Source organism: Actinokineospora sp. UTMC 2448 (assembly GCF_024760565.1).
Lineage (GTDB): Bacteria > Actinomycetota > Actinomycetes > Mycobacteriales > Pseudonocardiaceae > Actinokineospora > Actinokineospora fastidiosa.
In genome coordinates, this window is record NZ_CP031087.1 from 5324921 (window position 1) to 5343691 (window position 18771).

The 18771-nt window shown below is 71.9% G+C and carries 21 protein-coding genes; 5 read left to right on the forward strand and 16 right to left on the reverse strand.

Going from position 1 to position 18771, the window contains the following annotated elements; genetic code table 11:
* Positions 1–6: 6 nt before the first annotated feature.
* From Actkin_RS24265 to dxr, 5 genes are read right to left on the reverse strand one after another with little or no spacing between them, the layout of a single operon-like run.
* A complete protein-coding gene (locus Actkin_RS24265; RefSeq protein ID WP_189211696.1) occupies positions 7–1803 on the reverse strand; it encodes a penicillin-binding transpeptidase domain-containing protein in 1797 nt (598 codons plus the stop codon).
* A gap of 47 nt (positions 1804–1850) precedes the next feature.
* Positions 1851–2699 (reverse strand): GNAT family N-acetyltransferase, encoded by an 849-nt coding sequence (locus Actkin_RS24270; protein WP_258904383.1) that lies wholly within the window; start codon positions 2697–2699, stop codon positions 1851–1853.
* A gap of 57 nt (positions 2700–2756) precedes the next feature.
* Positions 2757–3881, reverse strand: a complete 1125-nt coding sequence (gene ispG, locus Actkin_RS24275) for a flavodoxin-dependent (E)-4-hydroxy-3-methylbut-2-enyl-diphosphate synthase (RefSeq protein WP_258904384.1) — start codon at positions 3879–3881, stop codon at positions 2757–2759.
* A 32-nt stretch (positions 3882–3913) separates the two neighbouring features.
* Positions 3914–5131 (reverse strand): M50 family metallopeptidase, encoded by a 1218-nt coding sequence (locus Actkin_RS24280; RefSeq protein WP_189214464.1) that lies wholly within the window; start codon positions 5129–5131, stop codon positions 3914–3916.
* A complete protein-coding gene (gene dxr / locus Actkin_RS24285; RefSeq protein WP_189214465.1) occupies positions 5128–6294 on the reverse strand; it encodes a 1-deoxy-D-xylulose-5-phosphate reductoisomerase in 1167 nt (388 codons plus the stop codon). The genes Actkin_RS24280 and dxr overlap by 4 nt, the downstream gene beginning before the upstream one ends.
* A 177-nt stretch (positions 6295–6471) precedes the next feature.
* Here dxr and Actkin_RS24290 point away from each other — a divergent pair, with 177 nt between their 5' ends.
* A complete protein-coding gene (locus tag Actkin_RS24290; protein WP_189214466.1) occupies positions 6472–6738 on the forward strand; it encodes a GlsB/YeaQ/YmgE family stress response membrane protein in 267 nt (88 codons plus the stop codon).
* Positions 6739–6836: 98 nt separating this feature from the next.
* The gene (locus Actkin_RS24295) at positions 6837–7112 is read left to right on the forward strand and encodes a DUF2631 domain-containing protein (protein WP_229787852.1); all 276 of its coding nucleotides are present in this window, start codon (positions 6837–6839) and stop codon (positions 7110–7112) included.
* Between the two features lie 4 nt (positions 7113–7116).
* Here Actkin_RS24295 and Actkin_RS24300 read toward each other — a convergent pair whose 3' ends face one another.
* From Actkin_RS24300 to rlmN, 3 genes are read right to left on the reverse strand one after another with little or no spacing between them, the layout of a single operon-like run.
* Positions 7117–7467 (reverse strand): type II toxin-antitoxin system PemK/MazF family toxin, encoded by a 351-nt coding sequence (locus Actkin_RS24300; RefSeq protein WP_309569082.1) that lies wholly within the window; start codon positions 7465–7467, stop codon positions 7117–7119.
* Positions 7464–7709 (reverse strand): ribbon-helix-helix domain-containing protein, encoded by a 246-nt coding sequence (locus Actkin_RS24305; protein ID WP_258904387.1) that lies wholly within the window; start codon positions 7707–7709, stop codon positions 7464–7466. The genes Actkin_RS24300 and Actkin_RS24305 overlap by 4 nt, the downstream gene beginning before the upstream one ends.
* Before the next feature lie 31 nt (positions 7710–7740).
* Positions 7741–8844 carry a dual-specificity RNA methyltransferase RlmN gene (rlmN, locus tag Actkin_RS24310; RefSeq protein WP_189214470.1) on the reverse strand — a complete coding sequence of 368 codons (1104 nt, stop codon included), beginning with the start codon at positions 8842–8844 and terminating at the stop codon, positions 7741–7743.
* A 110-nt stretch (positions 8845–8954) separates the two neighbouring features.
* On the opposite strand from rlmN, the gene Actkin_RS24315 reads away from it, so the two are divergent.
* A complete protein-coding gene (locus Actkin_RS24315; protein ID WP_189214471.1) occupies positions 8955–9599 on the forward strand; it encodes a PadR family transcriptional regulator in 645 nt (214 codons plus the stop codon).
* Here Actkin_RS24315 and Actkin_RS24320 read toward each other — a convergent pair.
* Complete coding sequence (locus tag Actkin_RS24320) at positions 9596–10333, reverse strand: class I SAM-dependent methyltransferase (protein ID WP_258907983.1); 738 nt, start codon at positions 10331–10333, stop codon at positions 9596–9598. The genes Actkin_RS24315 and Actkin_RS24320 overlap by 4 nt on opposite strands.
* Positions 10334–10412: 79 nt before the next feature.
* Between Actkin_RS24320 and Actkin_RS24325 the strand changes: the two genes are divergently transcribed.
* Positions 10413–11258 (forward strand): VOC family protein, encoded by an 846-nt coding sequence (locus tag Actkin_RS24325; RefSeq protein ID WP_258904388.1) that lies wholly within the window; start codon positions 10413–10415, stop codon positions 11256–11258.
* Here the strand turns inward: Actkin_RS24325 and Actkin_RS24330 are convergent.
* The 5 genes from Actkin_RS24330 to rpsB all read right to left on the reverse strand — a co-directional run bounded on the left by Actkin_RS24330 (position 11255) and on the right by rpsB (position 15225).
* Entirely contained in the window at positions 11255–12091 is an 837-nt protein-coding gene (locus Actkin_RS24330) for a phosphatidate cytidylyltransferase (protein WP_258904389.1), read from the reverse strand. The two genes, Actkin_RS24325 and Actkin_RS24330, sit on opposite strands and share 4 nt — an antisense overlap.
* 25 nt (positions 12092–12116) lie before the next feature.
* A complete protein-coding gene (gene frr, locus Actkin_RS24335) occupies positions 12117–12674 on the reverse strand; it encodes a ribosome recycling factor (RefSeq protein ID WP_189214474.1) in 558 nt (185 codons plus the stop codon).
* A gap of 26 nt (positions 12675–12700) precedes the next feature.
* Positions 12701–13423 carry a UMP kinase gene (gene pyrH, locus Actkin_RS24340; protein ID WP_189214475.1) on the reverse strand — a complete coding sequence of 241 codons (723 nt, stop codon included), beginning with the start codon at positions 13421–13423 and terminating at the stop codon, positions 12701–12703.
* 79 nt (positions 13424–13502) lie between these two features.
* Positions 13503–14318: a translation elongation factor Ts gene (gene tsf / locus Actkin_RS24345; protein WP_189214476.1), complete on the reverse strand. Its 816-nt coding sequence runs from the start codon at positions 14316–14318 to the stop codon at positions 13503–13505.
* 79 nt (positions 14319–14397) lie between these two features.
* Complete coding sequence (rpsB, locus tag Actkin_RS24350) at positions 14398–15225, reverse strand: 30S ribosomal protein S2 (protein ID WP_189214477.1); 828 nt, start codon at positions 15223–15225, stop codon at positions 14398–14400.
* 942 nt (positions 15226–16167) lie between these two features.
* On the opposite strand from rpsB, the gene Actkin_RS24355 reads away from it, so the two are divergent.
* Entirely contained in the window at positions 16168–16641 is a 474-nt protein-coding gene (locus tag Actkin_RS24355) for a murein hydrolase activator EnvC family protein (protein ID WP_258904390.1), read from the forward strand.
* On the opposite strand, the gene Actkin_RS24360 is transcribed toward Actkin_RS24355, so the two are convergent.
* Positions 16642–17493, reverse strand: a complete 852-nt coding sequence (locus tag Actkin_RS24360) for a FliA/WhiG family RNA polymerase sigma factor (protein ID WP_229787858.1) — start codon at positions 17491–17493, stop codon at positions 16642–16644.
* A gap of 13 nt (positions 17494–17506) precedes the next feature.
* The gene (locus Actkin_RS24365) at positions 17507–18430 is read right to left on the reverse strand and encodes a tyrosine recombinase XerC (RefSeq protein ID WP_258904391.1); all 924 of its coding nucleotides are present in this window, start codon (positions 18428–18430) and stop codon (positions 17507–17509) included.
* Positions 18431–18771 lie beyond the last annotated feature (341 nt).

Below are 18771 nucleotides of genomic sequence, written 5' to 3' on the forward strand. Positions count from 1 at the left end.
CCTTAATCAGCCCAGGCCGCCGAGGAATCGCCCACTGGCAGCGACCGCCGGGCCCGAGGTGCCCGCGTCGGTGACCAGGACCGCGAACGCCAGGTCGCCTCGGTAGCCGACGAACCACCCGTGCGAGTGGGTGCCGTCACCGAACTGGGCGGTCCCGGTCTTGCCGTGGGTGTCGGGGAAGCGGTTGAGCGCCGTCGCGGTACCGCCGGTGACCACCTCGCGCATCATCTGCCGGATCGGGGTCAGTACGGCGGCGGGCAGCGGCTCGGGCGTCATGTTCGCCTGGGTGGTGGCGCCCTCCATCAGCGTCGGCGGCGTCAGCCGCCCGGACACCACGGTCGCGGTGACCACCGCCATGCCGAATGGGCTGGCCACGACCTTGCCCTGGCCGAAGCCATCCTCGGCGCGCTCGACGATGTCGGTCGCGGGCGGCACCGAGCCGGTGATGGTGGTGATGCCCGGGACCACGAAGTCCACGCCCAGGCCCAGCCGCGTGGCCATGTCGGTCAGCGTCGACGGCTGCATCTTCACCGCGAGGTCGGCGAAGGTCGTGTTGCAGGAGAACGCGAACGCCGAGTGCAGCGGCACCGTGCCCTTGTCGAAGCGGTCGCTGTTGGGCACCACGCGGCCGTTGATCGTCGTGGTCGGCGGGCAGGGCAGCGGGGTGTCGGCCTTGGCCAGGCCGCTCTCGATCGCCGCCGCGGCGGTCACGATCTTGAACGTGGACCCGGGCGGGTAGCGGCCCATCAGCGCGACCGGGCCCTCCTTGTCCGCCGCGGGGTTCTGCGCCACGGCCAGCACGTGCCCGGTCGACGGCTGGATGGCCACCAGCATCGCGGGCTTCTGCTCCGCCGCCAGCGCGCGCTCGGCCGCCCGCTGCGTCTTGGCGCTGAGCACGGTGCGCACGGCGTCGGCGGGCTCGGCGTCCTCGGCGAACAGCTCGGTCACCTCGGCGCCGTTGCTGTCGACGGTGTGCACCCGCCAGCCTGCCTTGCCCTCGACGACGGCCTCCACCTGGTCGCGGATCGCGGGCACCAGCGCGGGCGCGAACGACTTGTCCGGGGCCAGCAGCCGGGTCTCGCTGGTGAACCGCACCCCGGGCAGCTCGTAGATCGCCGGGCGCACCTTCTGGTAGTCGGTCTCCCGCAGCACGACGACGGTGTAGGTCGCGGCCTCCGCCGCGCCGTCGAGGATCGACTGCTTGGTGATCGACCGGTCGATGCCCGACAGCGCGCGGGCCAGGCTCGCGGCCACCGCGTCCGGATCGCCCGCCTTCGCCTTCTCGAACAGCACCGAGATCACCCGGATGGGCGACAGCACGGCCGTGCCGTCCCGGTCGAGCACGGGCGCCAGCGGGGACTCCAGCGTCTCCACGGCGAGCGACTGGCCCGCCGACAGCCTCGGGTGCAGCACGTTCGGCGCCCAGTGCACCTTCCACGCCTCGTCGCCCCGGCGCAGCTCGAAGGTCGAGTCGTAGGTCCAGAGCCTGCCTTTGCCCAGGTCCCACGTGATGGTGTACCGGGCGTCGCTCACCTCGCCGTCGCCCTCGGTCACCTCGACGACCGACGCGCGCACGGTCGACGGCTTGAGCTTGTCGCGGACCTGGTCCATCAGCGCCCTGGCCGACTCCGGGGAGTCGGTGTGCGCGGCCGCGGTGCCCGCGTCGCCGCCCGCGAAGGCGGCGAGGAACTGGGCGGCCACGTCCCTCGGCCCGGAATCCCCGCCGAAGAGGGTGCACGCGGTCAGCGGGAGCACGGCGATCAGGGCGGCGGCCAGCGCGGCGGGACGGCGGAGTGAGCGCACGTCCCGCAGTATGCCCGTTTCGCCGGGGGCGACGCGCCGCCGGACCGTCAGAACAACACGGTCGCGTACTGCCCGACCTGGACGAACCCGATCCGGTTGTAGACCGCCCGCGCGGGCGTGTTGTAGGAGTTGACGTACAGGCTCGCCGTTCGGCCCAGGCCCTCGACCAGCCTGCGGACCACCGCAGCGGTGCCCGTCGCGCCGTAACCGTGGCCGCGCTTGTCCGGGTGCACCCACACGCCCTGGATCTGGCCGACCGTGCGCGACATCGACCCGATCTCGGCCTTGTAGACGACCTCGCCGTTCTCGAACCGGGCGAACGCCCGGCCCGCGGCGATCAGCTCGGCCACCCGGGCGCGGTAGCCCGCGCCGCCGTCGCCGAGCCGGGGGTCGACGCCGACCTCCTCGATGAACATCGCGATCGCGGCGGGCAGGTAGCGCTCGATCTCGTCGGGCCGCACCGGGCGCACCTTGGGGTCCGGCTTGACCCTGGTCGGGCCGTTGATGGCCAGCAGCGGCTGGTCCTCGCGCACGTCGCGGGCCGGTCCCCACTCCGGGGCCAGCTCCGACCACATGCCCATGACCTGCTCGGCGGGCCCGACCAGCGACGAGCACAGCCTGCGCCTGCGGATCGCCCGCTCGGCGAAGGCGCGCACGGCCGACGGCCGCCCGGCCAGCGGCACCAGGTTGGGCCCGGCGAAGCAGAGCGAGTCCAGCCTGCTGCCCGCCCGGATGCCGCAGCCCCACAGCTCGCCGCCGAGGCGCCACGGATCAACCCCCGCCGCCTCCACCCGGGAGGCGACCATGCAGGACGCGATGTGATCGGCGGCCAACACGGCCTTGACCGCCTGATTGTCCCGCTCGTCGAGCAGTCGAGCTCCCGCGAGGCGCAACATTCTTCAAGCGTGCCAGATTCACCCCGTTTGCGGGGAACGGCAATCGGGGAGAATCGATCAGGACACGGATACGGTAGGGGCCTCTCCCGGCTCCATGGTCTCCGCGAGGCGCATGGCCTCCTCGATCAGCGTCTCCACGATCTGGTGTTCGGGCACGGTCTTGATGACCTCGCCCTTGACGAAGATCTGGCCCTTGCCGTTGCCGGAGGCGACGCCGAGGTCGGCCTCGCGGGCCTCGCCGGGCCCGTTGACCACGCAGCCCATGACCGCCACGCGCAGGGGCACCTCCATGCCCTCCAGACCGGCGGTGACCTCGTCGGCGAGCTTGTAGACGTCCACCTGCGCGCGCCCGCACGACGGGCAGGACACGATCTCCAGCTTGCGCGGGCGCAGGTTGAGCGACTGCAGGATCTGCTGGCCGACCTTGACCTCCTCCACCGGCGGCGCCGAGAGCGAGACCCGGATCGTGTCGCCGATGCCCTGGCGCAGCAGCGCCCCGAAGGCCACCGCCGACTTGATCGTCCCCTGGAAGGCGGGCCCGGCCTCGGTGACGCCCAGGTGCAGCGGGTAGTCGCAGGACTCGGCCAGCAGCTCGTAGGCGCGCACCATCACGACCGGGTCGTTGTGCTTGACCGAGATCTTGATGTCGTGGAAGTCGTGCTCGGCGAACAGCGAGGCCTCCCACAGCGCCGACTCCACCAGCGCCTCCGGCGTGGCCTTGCCGTGCTTGGCCAGCAGCCGCGGGTCCAGCGACCCGGCGTTGACCCCGATCCGGATCGGCGTGCCGTGATCGCGCGCGGCGGCGGCGATCTCCTTGACCTTGTCGTCGAACTTCCTGATGTTGCCCGGGTTCACCCGCACCGCGGCACACCCGGCCTCGATCGCGGCGAAGACGTATTTCGGCTGGAAGTGGATGTCGGCGATCACCGGGATCTGCGACTTGCGCGCGATCGCGGGCAGCGCCTCCGCGTCATCCTGCGACGGACACGCCACCCGCACGATGTCACACCCGGCCGCGGTCAACTCCGCGATCTGCTGCAACGTGGCATTCACATCCGCGGTGAGCGTGGTCGTCATCGACTGCACGGAGATGGGGAACTCGCTGCCCACCCCCACGGTCCCGACCTGGAGCTGCCGGGTCTTCCGCCGCTCGGCGAGCACGGGCGGCGGGAGGGTGGGCATACCTAGCAGCACGTCGTTGGACACGGGGCCTCTCACTCGGGTAGTCGGATGGGGTTGACGATGTCCGCGGTGACCGTGAGCAGGACGATCGCGCCGCCGATGAAGACCAGCACCATCGTCACGCCCGCGAGCTTGTTGTAGTCCACCGGGCCGCCCGGCGCCTTCCCGCGCACCCGGCGCAGGGCGTCGCGGACCTTCTCGTAGAGCGTGACCGCGATGTGGCCGCCGTCGAGCGGGAGCAGGGGCAGCAGGTTGAACACGCCGACGAAGAAGTTCAGCGCGGCGAGCATGAGGATGAAGATCTCCCAGATGCCCTGCTCGGCGGCGTCGGCGCCGATGATGCTCGCGCCGACCACGCTGACCGGGCGCTCCGGGTCGTCCTCGCCGCCGATGGCCCGCACGACCGCGGGGATCTTCTCCGGGAACTTCATCAGGCCTTCCCAGGTCCTGACGAACATGTCGCCGGTGAAGTCGACGGTCGCGCCGATCGCGGGGACGAAGCCGTACTCGACCGTGGGGCTCTTGGCGATGCCCACCGCGCCGACCTGCTCGAGCGCGGTGGTCTTGCCCGGCTCCGCCCCGACGGGCACGCGCTGGACGGTGGCGATGTCGACGGTGATCGTGCGCTGCTCGCCGTCGCGCTCGATGAGGAACTCGGTCGGGCCGCTCAGGTCGCGCACGCGCGCGACCAGCTCGCGCCAGCCCGCGACCGGCGTGCCGTTGACGGCCAGGATCTCGTCGTCCTCGACGATGCCCGCGCTCGCCGCGGGCGACGGGTCGCCGGGGCCGCAGGCGGGGAGCTCGTGGGTCGTGGGGTCCTGGGTCGGCGCGGCGCATCCCGTCGCCCCGACGACCGCGCGGCCGTCGCCGTCGGGCAGGCCCAGGGTCGTGGCCATGGCCAGCAGGATCAGGAAGCCGAGGATGAAGTGCGTGATGGAGCCCGCGGACAGCACGACGACGCGCTTCCACACCGGGAACTTCCACATCGCCCGCGGCGCCTCGTCGGGGGTGACGGGGTCCAGCGCGGTCATGCCCGCGATGTCGCAGAAGCCGCCTGCGGGGATGGCCTTGAGCCCGTACTCGGTCTCGCCGCGGCGGAAGGAGAAGATCTTCGGACCGAAGCCGATGAAGTAGCGGCGCACCTTCATGCCGAAGGCCTTGGCGGTGAGCATGTGCCCGGCCTCGTGCAGCGCGATGGACGCGCAGATGCCCAGCGCGAAGAGGACGAGGCCAAACAGCCACGCGATCACGGTCGGTTCCCTCCCTGGTCGGCAGGGGTGCCCAGCAGCCCGCGCGCCCGCGTCCGCGCCCACTCCTCGGCGGCGAGCACGTCCGCGACGTCGCGCGGCGGACCGGTCCAACCGTGCGCGGCGTCGAGCACCCTGCCGACAGTGTCCACAATGTCTGTGAAAGCAGCGTGGCCTTCGCGGAAGGCGGCGACCGCCTCCTCGTTGGCCGCGTTGTAGACCGCGGGCAGGCAGCCGCCGGTCGTGCCCGCGGCGCGGGCGAGCCGGATCGCGGGGAAGGTCTCGTCGTCGACCGGCTCGAAGGTCCAGGTCGACGCGGTGCTCCAGTCGCACGGCCGGGCCGCGCCGGGCACCCGGTCCGGCCAGGCCAGGGCGAGCGCGATGGGCAGGCGCATGTCCGGCGGGCTCGCCTGGGCGAGGGTGGAACCGTCAACGAATGACACCATCGAGTGAACGATGGACTGCGGGTGCACGACGACGTCGATGCGGTCGTAGGGCACGCCGAACAGCAGGTGCGCCTCCATCAGCTCCAGCGCCTTGTTGACCAGGGTCGCGGAGTTGATGGTGATGACCGGGCCCATCGCCCAGGTCGGGTGCGCCATCGCCTGCTCGGCGGTCACGGCGGCCAGCTCGGCGCGCGTGCGGCCGCGGAACGGGCCACCGGACGCGGTCAGGATCAGCCGGTCGACCTCGTCCTCCCGGCCGCCGCGCAGCGCCTGGGCCATGGCCGAGTGCTCGGAGTCCACCGGCACGATCTGCCCGGGCCTGGCCGAGGACAGCACCAGCGGGCCGCCCGCGATCAGCGACTCCTTGTTGGCCAGGGCCAGCGTCGCCCCGGTCTCCAGGGCCTTGAGCGTGGCGGGCAGGCCGACCGAGCCGGTGATGCCGTTGAGCACGACGTCGGCGCCCGCGGCGTCGATGAGGTCGGAGACGGCGTTCGGGCCGCTGAACACCTTGGCGTCGGTGCCGGGCACGTCGCCGCCGGGCACGGCCACGTACGGGACGCCGTGCGCGGCGGCCTGCTCGGCCAGCAGCGCGCGGTTGCCCCCGCCCGCGGCGAGCCCGACCACGCGGAAGCGGTCGGGGTTGGCGGCCACCACGTCGAGGGCCTGCGTGCCGACGGACCCCGTGGAGCCGAGCACGAGAAGGGAGCGCTGCGCAGTCATCTCCTCCATTGTCCCTGACCCCGATGGCGCATCCGCGCGCCGGGGCGTGTCACCGGTCATACCGCCGTTCGGCGCAATCCACCCGAATCGGTGATTGAAGCGGGCGGGGACAGGGCACTTCCGCGACAGGAACAACGCGCTCGCCGCGATGCGGTGGCGCACCTGGAAGGAGTACCGATGGGCATTCTCGGCTGGATCGTTCTCGGCCTGCTGGCCGGACTCATCGCCAAGGCCATCATGCCTGGTAGGGACCCTGGCGGCATCATCATCACGATCCTGATCGGCGTGGTCGGCGCCATTCTCGGCGGCTTCATCGGCAGCGCGATCTTCGGCCGCGGCATCGGGGAGTTCTTCGACCTCGGCACCTGGCTGCTCGCCATCGGCGGCGCCCTGATCCTGCTGGCGATCTACCGCGTCGTGGTCGGGAACCGAGCCAGGACCTGACGCGCGACCGGGCTCACACCGGGCACGGCGGCCCCCGCCGTGCCCGGTGTGCCACTATGTCGGCGATCGAACCCGGACTTGATTCAGGAGGCCCCACCGTGGGAAGCACCGCACTGGAGAAGCGGAAGTCGACCGCCGTCTCCGGCCACACGGTGAGCCCGGCCGACGAGCCGTCGGCCGAGTGGGGCTGGCACGGCACCTTCCGCGTGGGCACCCCGGCCGCGGGCATCTTCGTCGGCTTGGCCATGTTCGCCATGCTGATCGGCAACCACGAGGGCTGGACCGAGAACCTCTGGCTCATCGGTATGGGCGCGGGCCTGCTCGCGGGCGTCGCCTGGATGATCCACAAGCGCCGCACGTCCTGGCGGCGCTAGCCCGTCAGTCCGACCGCAGGCCCATGACGCGGCGCAGTCCCGCGTCGACCTCGCGCATCAGGCTGGGCGGAAGCGTGGCCACGGCATCGCTCAGGTCGTCCTTGTCGAGGGTGACCACCGCGGTCACGTTGACCACCGAGTCACGGGGCAGACCCGTCGCCGCGGCGGAGAGGAAGACGTTCCCCGGCGCGGTCGCCAGCTTCGTATTGGACGTGATCACGGCGACCAGGACGGTCGCCAGTCTGCTGCGGTTGTAGGGGTCGGCCTGGACGACCAGCACCGGGCGCCGCTTGGCTGGCCGGGACCCCTGGGCGTCACCGAGGTCGGCCCAGTGGACGCCGCCTCGTCTGATCACCACTCATCGTCCGACATGGCCAGCGCGCGCCTGCCCGCCGCGGCCGCCACCGCGCCGGAGTCGTCGTCGCCCGCGAGGTCGAGCGCGGCGTCGATCTCGTCGGTCAGGGACTGTTCTTCCAGATGGGCCAGGTAGTGCCGGGCCGCGCGCACGTAGAACTCCGAGCGGGTGAGGCCCAGGTTGCGCACCTTGTCCTCCACCTCGGCGAACGTGTCGTCGGGCACGGAAATCGCGGTCTTCACGCCACCGAGTATAACCCGGTATAACCGCTTGTCAGCCCTCCGCGGCGAGCTGGCCGCAGGCGGCGGCGATCTCCTGGCCGCGGGTGTCGCGGACCGTGCACGACACGCCCGCGGCGTTGACGCGGCGGACGAACTCGCGCTCCACCGGCTTCGGTGAGGCGTCCCACTTGCTGCCCGGGGTCGGGTTCAGCGGGATGACGTTGACGTGGGCCAGCTGCCCCAGGTGCCTGCGCAGCAGCTTGCCCAGCAGGTCGGCGCGCCACGGGTGGTCGTTGATGTCGCGGATCAGCGCGTACTCGATGGACACGCGCCTGCCCGTGCGGTCGGCGTAGAGGCGGGCGGCGTCGAGCACCTCGGCCACCTTCCAGCGGGTGTTCACCGGCACCAGGGTGTCGCGCAGCTCGTCGTCCGGGGTGTGCAGCGACACCGCCAGCCGCACGCTCAGGCCCTCCTCGGCCAGCTTCCGGATCGCGGGCACCAGGCCGACCGTGGAGACCGTCACCGAGCGCTGGGAGATGCCCAGGCCGTCGGGGGCCGGGTCGCAGATGCGGTGCACGGCGTCGATCACGCGCCGGTAGTTCGCCAGCGGCTCGCCCATGCCCATGAAGACGATGTTGCTGAGGCGTCCCGGCTCGCCCAGCTCGCCGTCGCGCATGGCGGCGGCGGCCGCGCGGACCTGGTCGACGATCTCGGCCGTCGACAGGTTGCGCTGCAGGCCGCCCTGGCCGGTGGCGCAGAACGGGCAGGCCATCCCGCAGCCCGCCTGCGACGACACGCACAGCGTGGTGCGGTCGTGGTAGCGCATCAGGACGCTCTCCAGCAGCGTTCCGTCGTGCGCGCGCCACAGCGTCTTGCGGGTGTCGCCGTCGTCGCAGGTCACGTGGCGGACCGGGGACAGCAGCGGGGGCAGCAGGGCCGAGGCGAGGCGGTCGCGGGCGGCGGCGGGGATGTCCGTCATCGCCGCCGGGTCGGCGGTCAGCCTGCCGAAGTAGTGCGTGGAGAGCTGCGCGGCCCGGAACGGCTTCTCGCCCAGCTCGGCCACCGCGTCGCGGCGCTGCGCGGTGGAGAGGTCGGCGAGGTGGCGCGGCGGCAGGCCGCGCTTGGGCGCGTCGAAGACGAGGGGAAGAGAGGTCATGGCCGCTCCATTGTCCCATGCCGGGGAGACCAGCCTCACCGTTGCATCGGCGATAGGTTCCGATATATCGTTGAGCTATCGCGAAGCAACGCGACCCATCAGGAGGAAGAATGCGTACCCGACACCACCACCGCCGCGGCCCCTGGCACAGGCACGAGCACCACTTCGCCGCGGAGCACCACTTCGACCCGGAGGACCACCCCATGACCCCGCCGTTCCCCCCGATCATTCCGCCGGGGCCGCCAGCGCCGCCGCCCTTCGGCGGGTTCGGCCCCTTCGGCCGGGGCCACCGCGGCCCGCACGGCCGCAAGCGCCGGGGTGACGTGCGCGCCGCCGTCCTCGCCCTGCTCGCCGACCGGCCCATGCACGGCTACGAGATGATCCAGGAGATCGCCGCCCGCAGCGGCGGGTACTGGAAGCCCTCCCCCGGCTCGGTGTACCCGACGCTGCAGCTGCTCGCCGACGAGGGCCTGGTCCGCGGCGTGGACGGCGACGGCGGCAAGCGGCTCTTCGAGCTGACCGACGACGGCCGCGCCGCCGCGGCCGCGCTCGGCGACAGCCCGCCGTGGGAGCAGGCCGCCGAGGGCGTCGACCCGGTCGACCGCTCGCTGCGCGAGGCGCTCGGCGGGCTGGCGACGGCGGTCATGGGCGTCGCGCAGGCGGCCAGCAGCGACCAGAAGTCGCGCGCGGTGGACGTCCTCGACCAGGCCCGCCGCCAGCTCTACGCCATCCTCGGCGAGGACACGCCCCGTTAGAGGATCAGCCCGGCGGGCTTGGTGCGCGCGAGCACGCGGTAGCCGACGGTGAACTCCAAGCCGTCCACCTCGGCCGCCGCGCGCGCGGCCACCGCCGCCGAGAACTCGATCCGCAGCACCGACACCAGCGTCTCCCGGTCGGGGAACCGCCACACGGTCGCCACCCGGTGCCGCTGGAAGCCCTGGGCCTCGAAGAAGGCGTCGACCGCCGGGGCGTCGTAGGACGGGATGTCCGCGCGCAGCCAGCGTCCGTAGGGCGGGCGCGCGGCGTCGAGGTCCACGATCACCAGCGACCCGCCGGGCCGCAGCACGCGGTCGGCCTCGCGCAGGCCGGGCTCGCAGCCCGGGCCGAAGAAGTACGCCGTGCGCGCGTGCACGACGTCCGCGCTGCCGTCGGCCAGCGGCAGCGCCTGCGCGGAGCCGGGCAGCACCGTGATCGGCAGGCCCGCGACCCGGGCGCGGGCCTGCTCCACGAGCGGCCCGTGCGGCTCGACGCCGACGACCGAGCGCGCCCGCTCGGCGAAGCGCGGCAGGTGGAAGCCGCTGCCGCAGCCGACGTCGACCACGTCGCCGGTCCAGTCGGCCAGCGGCTCCAGCACGCGCCAGACCGCGCCGTGGACGTCCTGGGCGCGGTTCTCCGCCTCGTACACCGCGGGCCAGTGCCAGATGTTCGGACTCGGCACGATGTGCGGCGCGCGCAACGCCGAGACCAGCTCCCGAGCCCGCGCGACCATGCCCACGCCCCCAGGAAAGCACAGATCGGCAACGCCGCGCGGCGTGCGGAACTTCACCCGATCTAGCTAATGTCACGACATGGTCACCGACGCGATCAGTGCCGCTGAGGACTTACCCGAGGGCACCCCCGGAAAGCCGTGCTGGGTGGAGGTCGCCACGCGCGACCCCGCGGGCTCCGCGGCCTTCTACGGGGCGCTGTTCGGCTGGGAGTTCCGCATCGGCGACGACGGCTACCGGGTCGCGCTCGTCGACGGCGTCCCGGTCGCGGGCCTCTACACCCCGCAGGGCGACCAGCCCGGCGAATGGACCCTCTACCTCACGATCCACGACACCCACAACACCGAGGAACGGGTGCGGCTGCTCGGCGGGGAGATCCTGGCCGCGCCCCGGGAGATCCCCGGCCAGGGCGGGCTGCTCGTGGCCACCGACCCCAGCGGCGGGCCGATCGGCTTCTGGCGCCAGGACCGCGGGTGGGCCCTGGGCACCGGCTTCCCCGGGGCCTTCACCTGGGCCGAGCTCTACACCTGGGACGGCGCGGCAGCCGACGCGTTCTACACCGCCCTGTTCGGCTTCGAGACCACCCAGATCGGTGACGGCACGGTCTACGACTACACCACGTGGTCCATGAACGGCGAGGACGTCCTGGGCAGGCTGCGCATGGGCAAGGAGTTCCCCCGCGAGCGCCCGCCGTACTGGATGGTGTTCTTCGAGGCCGCGCCCGAGATCGGCGTGGACGCGCTGGCCGAGAAGGCCGCCGCGCTCGGCGGCACCGTGGCCGTCCCGCCGTTCGACTCCCCGTACGGCCGCACAGCGGTCCTGCGCGACCCGCGCGGCGCGGAGTTCAGCGTGCTGGACCGGGCGGTCACCATCGAGGCCGACGAGAGCGAGATCGGCGCCGAGGTCGACGACCCGTACGCCGACTAGACCGGCACGAACAGCTGCAGCAGCAGCCAGGACACCACGGCCGACGGGAGCAGCGAGTCCATCCGGTCCATGAGCCCGCCGTGGCCGGGCAGCAGCGTGCCCATGTCCTTGATGCCCATGTCCCGCTTGATCACCGACTCGACGAGGTCGCCCAGCGTCGCCACCGCGACCAGGGCGACGCCGAAGAGGACGCCCTGCCACACCTCGCCGCCGAGCAGGAAGCGCACGCTCAGCGCCCCGGCGACGATGCCCGCGACCATCGAGCCCGCGAAGCCCTCCCAGGACTTCTTGGGGCTGATCGTCGGCGACATGGGGTGCTTGCCGAACAGCACGCCCGCGATGTACCCGCCGGTGTCGGAGGACACCACCAGGATCATGAAGCACAGGACGCGCGCGGCGCCGTCCTCCGGGATCACCAGCATCGCGGCGAAGGCGGCGAACAGCGGCACGTACGCGGCGGTGAAGGCCGACGCGGTCACGTCCCGCACGTAGCCCTGCACGCCGCCGCGGAACCGCCAGAGCAGCACCGCCAGGATCGTCACCACGAACGCGGCCAGCACGCCGTTGCGGCCGAACGGCCAGGACAGCCACACCATCGCCTGGCCGCCCACCAGCACCGGCCAGAGCGCCACGCGGATGCCCGCCGCCCGCTCCAGCGCCCCGGCCAGCTCCCAGGTGGCCACCGCGACCGCGGCGGCGACGATGCCGACGAAGACGTGCCGCACCGTCAGCAGGGCCAGCAGGATCCCCCCGCCGAGCAGCACCCCGACCGCTATCGCGGCGGGCAGGTTGCGTCCGGCCCGTGAGCCCGCGCCCACCGCGTCCGTGGTCACTGTCGTTCTCCCCCTCAAGGCCCGATCAGACCTCGAGCAGCTCGGCTTCCTTGTGCTTGACCAGGTCGTCGACGGAGTGGACGTACTTGTCGGTCAGGTTCTGCAGTTCCTTCTCGGCGCGCACGACGTCGTCCTCGCCGGACTCGCCGTCCTTCACCAGGCGGTCGAGCTCCTCCTTGGCCTTGCGGCGCACGTTGCGGATGGAGATCTTGGCGTCCTCGCCCTTGGACTTGGCCAGCTTCACCATCTCCCGGCGGCGCTCCTCGGACAGCTGCGGGAACACCACGCGGATGATCGAGCCGTCGTTGGACGGGTTGACGCCGAGGTCGGAGTCCCGGATCGCCTTCTCGACCGCGTTGAGCTGGTTGGGCTCGAAGGGCTTGACGACGGCCATCCGCGCCTCCGGGATGGAGATGCTGGCCACCTGGTTCAGCGGGGTGGGCGAACCGTAGTAGTCGAGGTGGATGCGGGAGAACATGGCGGGCGTGGCGCGGCCGGTGCGGATGGTGGACAGCTCGTCCTTGGCGACCGTCACCGCCTTCTCCATCTTCTCCTCGGCGTCGAACAGGGTCTCCTCGATCAAGTCAGGCTCCTCGGCTCTCGGCGGGCTCATGCGGCGGGGGTGCTCACCACGGTGCCGATCCTCTCACCACGCACCGCTCGGGCGATGTTGCCCTCGGTCAGCAGGTTGAACACGATGATCGGCATGTTGTTGTCCATGCACAGGCTGAACGCGGTCGCGTCGGCGACCTTGAGGCCGCGCTCCAGGACCTCGCGGTGGGTGATCTCGGTGAACATCTTGGCGTCGGGGACCACGCGCGGGTCGGCGTCGTAGACCCCGTCGACGGCCTTGGCCATCAGCACCACGTCGCAGCCGATCTCCAGCGCGCGCTGGGCGGCGGCGGTGTCGGTGGAGAAGTAGGGCATGCCGACGCCGCAGCCGAAGATCACCACGCGGCCCTTCTCCAGGTGCCGCTCCGCGCGCCTGGGGATGTAGGGCTCGGCGACCTGGCCCATCGTGATCGCCGTCTGCACGCGCGTGTCGATGCCTTCCTTCTCCAGGAAGTCCTGCAGCGCCAGGCAGTTCATGACCGTGCCGAGCATGGCCATGTAGTCGGCCCGGTCGCGGTCCATGCCGCGCTGGCTCAACTCGGCGCCGCGGAAGAAGTTGCCGCCGCCGATGACCACGGAGGTCTGCACCCCGCTGCGCACGACGTCGGCGATCTGGCGGGCCACGGCGTAGACCACGTCGGGGTCGACCCCGACCTCGCCGCCGCCGAACATCTCCCCGCCCAGCTTGAGCAGCACCCGGCGGAATCCGCTCTGCGCCACGTAAGACCCTCCTTCGTGACTATGCCCCGCCCTCGGCGTCGCCGTGGGCGGGGCACAACCCTAATCCGCGGCCGGAACCTCAGGCCTGGCCGACCTCGAACCGGGCGAACCGGGTCACGGTCACGCCAGCCTCGTCGAGGATGGCCTTGACGGTCTTCTTCGAGTCCTGGACCGAGGACTGCTCCAGCAGGACGACGTCCTTGTAGAAGCCGTTCACCCGGCCCTCGACGATCTTGGGCAGCGCGCCTTCCGGCTTGCCCTCCTCGCGGGCGGTCTCCTCGGCGATGCGGCGCTCGTTGGCCACGACGTCCTCGGGGACCTCGTCGCGGGTGACGTAGCGCGGGCGCATCGCGGCGATCTGCATGGCCGCAGCGCGGGCCGCGTCCTCGCTGTCGCCGGTGTACTCGACCAGCACGCCCACGGCGGGGGGCAGGTCGGAGGAGCGGCGGTGCAGGTAGGTGCTGACGGCGCCGTCGAAGACGGCGACCCGGCGCAGCTCCAGCTTCTCGCCGATCTTGGCCGAGAGCGCCTGCACGGCGTCGCCGACGGTGGCGCCGTCGAGCTCGGTGGCCCTGAGGGTGTCCAGGTCGCCCGCCTTCGCGGCCTTGGCGGCCTCGACGATCCGGGCGGCCAGCTGCTGGAACTCGTCGTTCTTGGCGACGAAGTCGGTCTCGCAGTTCAGCTCGACCATGACACCGTCCGCGGCGGCGACGAGGCCCTGGGCGGTGGCCCGCTCGGCGCGCTTGCCCACGTCCTTGGCGCCCTTGATGCGCAGCAGCTCGACGGCCTTCTCGAAGTCGCCCGCGGACTCCTCGAGCGCCTTCTTGCAGTCCATCATGCCTGCGCCGGTCATGTCCCGGAGCCGCTTCACGTCGGCCGCGGTGAAGTTCGACATCGTGCGTTGTTCCTTACGCGCGTTGATGTGGTCGTGTGGCGGCCGTCCGGGGCCCGTGCGGGCCCCGGACGGTCGTGGCTCAGCTCTCGGCGGGGGCGGCGGGCGGGGTCGCCGGGGCCTCGGCGGCGCTCTCGGCGCCCGCCAGCAGCTCCTGCTCCCACTCCGGCAGCGGCTCGCTGCCCGCGACCTCGGGCTTCTCCGCGCCGTTGCTGCGCGCGCCGGAGCGGGCCATCAGACCGGCGGCGACGGCCTCGGCGACGACCTTGGTCAGCAGCGCGGCGGAGCGGATCGCGTCGTCGTTGCCCGGGATCGGGTAGTCGACCTCGTCCGGGTCGCAGTTGGTGTCCAGGATCGCCACGATCGGGATGTTGAGCTTGCGGGCCTCGCCGACGGCGATGTGCTCCTTCTTGGTGTCCACGATCCACACGGCGGAGGGGACCTTCGCCATGTCGCGGATACCGCCGAGGGTGCGCTCCAGCTTGTCCTTCTCGCGGGTGAGCATCAGGATCTCCTTCTTGGTGAGACCCTGGAAGCCACCGGTCTGCTCCATCGACTCCAGCTCCTTGAGCCGCTGGAGGCGCTTGTGCACGGTGGAGAAGTTGGTGAGCATGCCGCCCAGCCAGCGCTGGTTCACGAACGGCATCCCGACCCGGCGCGCCTCGTTGGCGATCGCCTCCTGCGCCTGCTTCTTGGTGCCGACGAACAGGATGCTGCCGCCGTGGGCGACGGTCTCCTTGACGAACTCGAAGGCCCGGTCGATGTAGGTCAGCGTCTGGCGCAGATCGATGATGTAGATGCCGTTGCGGTCGGTGAGGATGTACCGCTTCATCTTCGGGTTCCAGCGGCGGGTCTGGTGCCCGAAGTGCACGCCGGAATCCAGCAGCTGCTTCATGGTGACGACGGCCATGGCCGAAATCGCACCTCTCACTTGGGCGCGTCGGCCCGGTGCTGGCCCGACGCGCGAACTCGGTTGCCGCGACGGCCCCGGTGGGACCGCCGCCCTGGTGCCGCGCGGGTCCCCGGACCCACCGGTGTCACCACCCGCAGGACCGCCGGGCACCCTGCTCGCCATCTAGACAGACGCACGGCACGCGAAGTCACCCCGATCGGGGTGCGCTGAGAAGTGTACGCCGCCCCCGAAGCGAAGGTGAACCGCGCCTCGCAGGCCGAGTTATCCACAGACCGCCGGTTTCGGTGGCGGGCCTGCGGTGACCTTCCGGATCCTGGTCATATGACCACTGACCAGCTAGAACACCACCCCACCGCGCCGCTCGCCCACCCCCAGCCGCACCTCGCTCACCCCCAGCCGCACCTCGCTCACCTTCAGCCGAACCTCGCCGACCCCCAAGCGCAGTTCACCGACTCCCCATCACAGCCCGCCCACTCCCAACCGCACCTCACCCAGCCCCGATCACACCCTGCTCACTCCCACCCGCACCTCACCGACCCCCAGCCACACCCCGCCCAACCCCAACCGCACCCCGCTCACTCCCACCCGCACCTCACCGACCCCCGACCGCACCACGCCAACCCCCAACCGCATCTCCACCAATCCCAACATCAACCCGCCGAACCCCAGCCGCGCCTCATCCACGCCCTCCGCCACTCCTCCCGCTCGACCCACCACGACGATCTCGGCCCTCTCCCCTCGAACCCGGAGCACCACGGCCCAACTCGAGACTCGCCTGATCAAGCCCCAGCCTCTGCCTCCCCGCCCCGCCCGGACCACTCGCCCCAAGCGCCCGGCGCCCGCCATCCCTCCGCTCATCCACCCCAGCCGCTGGCTGACGTTCGTCGGCTTTCTGCTGGCCGCGCCCTCCGGCTGCGGGTTCTCGCCATCCTCGTCGCCGTGACGACGCTGCTGCTCGTGCTCCCCGGCGGGGCTCGGGTCAGCGCCGACGCTCGGGACGGGCCGGGGCGGTTCGTGTGGCCGCTTGAGCCTGTTCCGGTCGTCTCGCGGCCGTTCGAGGCGCCGCCGGGGCCGTATGCGGCGGGGCATCGGGGTGTGGACCTGGTGGCGTCGCCGGGTGCCGTGGTGCGGGCGGCGGGCGACGGGGTCGTGGTGTTCGCGGGGCGCGTTGTGGACCGGGAGGTGGTGTCGGTGGCGCACCGGGGTGGGTTGCGGACGACGTATGAGCCGGTGTCGCCGTCGGTCGAGGTGGGGGCGCGGGTGCGGGCGGGTGACCGGTTGGGAGTGCTCGTCGACGGGCATCGAGGGTGTCCGGCGGCGGCGTGCCTGCACTGGGGCTTACGCCGGGAAGGGGTGTACCTCGATCCGCTGCAACTGCTCGTGCCGCTGCGCGTGCGGTTGTTGCCGCACTGACTAGACGTCCACGGTTTCCATCAGCTTCGCGCGGAGGCGCAGGACCGCGCGTGTGTGCAGTTGGCACACGCGGGACTCCGTCACGCCCAGGACGCGGCCGATCTCGGCGAGAGTGAGGTTCTCGAAGTAGTACAACGTGACCACGATGCGATCGCGCTCGGAGAGCCTGCCGATCGCGGCGGCGAGTTGGCGGCGGTTGTCCTGGTCGACCAGGGTGGCCACCGGGTCGTCGGCGCGCTCGTCCTCCAGGATGTCGGCGAGCGAGGTGGTGCCCCGGCCAGCGGCGGCCAGCTCGTCGAGGGCGATGACGCTGGTGAGCTGCAGCTGCGCGTAGACGTCACGCAGTTCGGACAGCGACAGGCCCAGCTCGTCGGCGAGTTCGGCGTCGGTCGGGGTGCGCTGGAGCTTGCCGCCGAGGCGTTCCATGGCGCGCTCGATCTCACGGGCACGCCCCCGGACGGTGCGCGGCACCCAGTCCTGGGCGCGCAGGTCGTCGAGGATGGCGCCGCGGATGCGCTGCATGGCGTAGGTCTCGAACTTGAGGCCGCGCTCGGGCTCGAACTTCTCGATCGCGTCGACCAGGCCGAAGATGCCGGACTGGATCAGGTCGGCGACGTCGACGTGCGCGGGAAGGCCGGTGCCCACCCGTCCGGCGACGTACTTGACCAGCGGCGCGTAGTGCAGCACGAGCCGGTCCCGCAGGCCCTGCTCGCGGTGGCCGCCGTACTGGCGCCAGAGCGCGACGATGCCCGCTTCCACGTCGTCGGCGGTCCGCTGGTCGCCGGGCAGGACGCCTGCGTGGGCGTGGCCGTTCACCCGGCCCACGGGCTCCGGGCGTACCGGTGTCCGCATACCTTCCCCGGGGTCATCGGGAGCGGGGATGGGTTCGGTCATGGATCGCCTTCAGCCGGTCGACGGTCACGTGAGTGTAAAGCTGGGTCGTTGACAGCGTAGCGTGACCGAGTAACTCCTGGACGCTACGAAGGTCAGCTCCCCTCTCCAGCAGGTGCGTGGCCGCGGAATGCCGCATCCCGTGCGGCCCGACCCCCGGCACCCCGGACACCGCATCGACAGCGTCCCGCACGATCCGCCGCACGCTTGCAGGCTGCAATCTGCCGCCGCGAGCCCCCAGCCACACTGCCGGCGGAGAGTAGTCCCGGGCAAGGGTCTGCCTGCCCTTATCGAGCCAGAGCCCGACCGCCTCGGCCGCGGGCGCGCCGAACGGGACGACCCGTTCCTTGTTCCCCTTGCCCACCACGCGGACCAGCCGTTTAGCGCGATCGACGTCGTCGATGTCGAGTCCGCACAGCTCAGCCACCCGCACCCCGGTCGCGTACAGCATCTCCACGATGGCGTGGTCACGCAGAGCCACCGGATCAAGTTGCTCGGCCCCGGCCGCCGACGCCGCCATCACCTCCCGCGCCTGGTCCTCTCTGAGCACGATCGGAAGCTTCCGGTCGCGCTTCGGCGCGACCAGCCGCAGCCCCGGATCGGTCGCCAGGTGCTCCCGCCGGTGGGCCCACGCGGTGAACGTCCGCACCGCGGCCGCCCGGCGGCCGAGGGATGTCCGCTGGGCGCCGTCCTCCCGCTGCCGCGCGAGCCAGCTGCGCAGGATCCCCAGGTCGACACCCGCGACGCCGACGCCGGACTGCTGGGCGTGCCCCAGCATCGAGACGACGTCACCGACGTAGGCCCGGACGGTGTGCTCGGAGAGCCCGCGCTCCAACCCGAGGTGCCGCTCGAACTCGTCGACCACCCGCCGGTCCGCCTCCGGCAAACCGGCCCGCACCGCGCGAAGCTCCCCCCGCGCCGCCCCAGTACCCACCCCTCCGACGCTGCGCCACCAACGTCCCCAGGTCAAGTACCGCCACGCCCGCAAGATCGGATTCACGCCGCCCGCCCGGTCATCGCCCCAGGTCGCAGCCCAGCACAACCGCACCGTCCCCGCACCCGGCCGAATCCCGGCACACCCGCACGGTCGTCGCTCGCACCGTCCTCGCTCGCATGGTCGCTCGCTCACACGTCGTCGCTGGCATGTCGTCGCTGGCATGTCGTCGCTCGCACGCCGTCGCTGCAGGCCGAGTCTCGGCACGCCCGCCCGGTCACCGCACCTGGCCGGTTCGCTACACC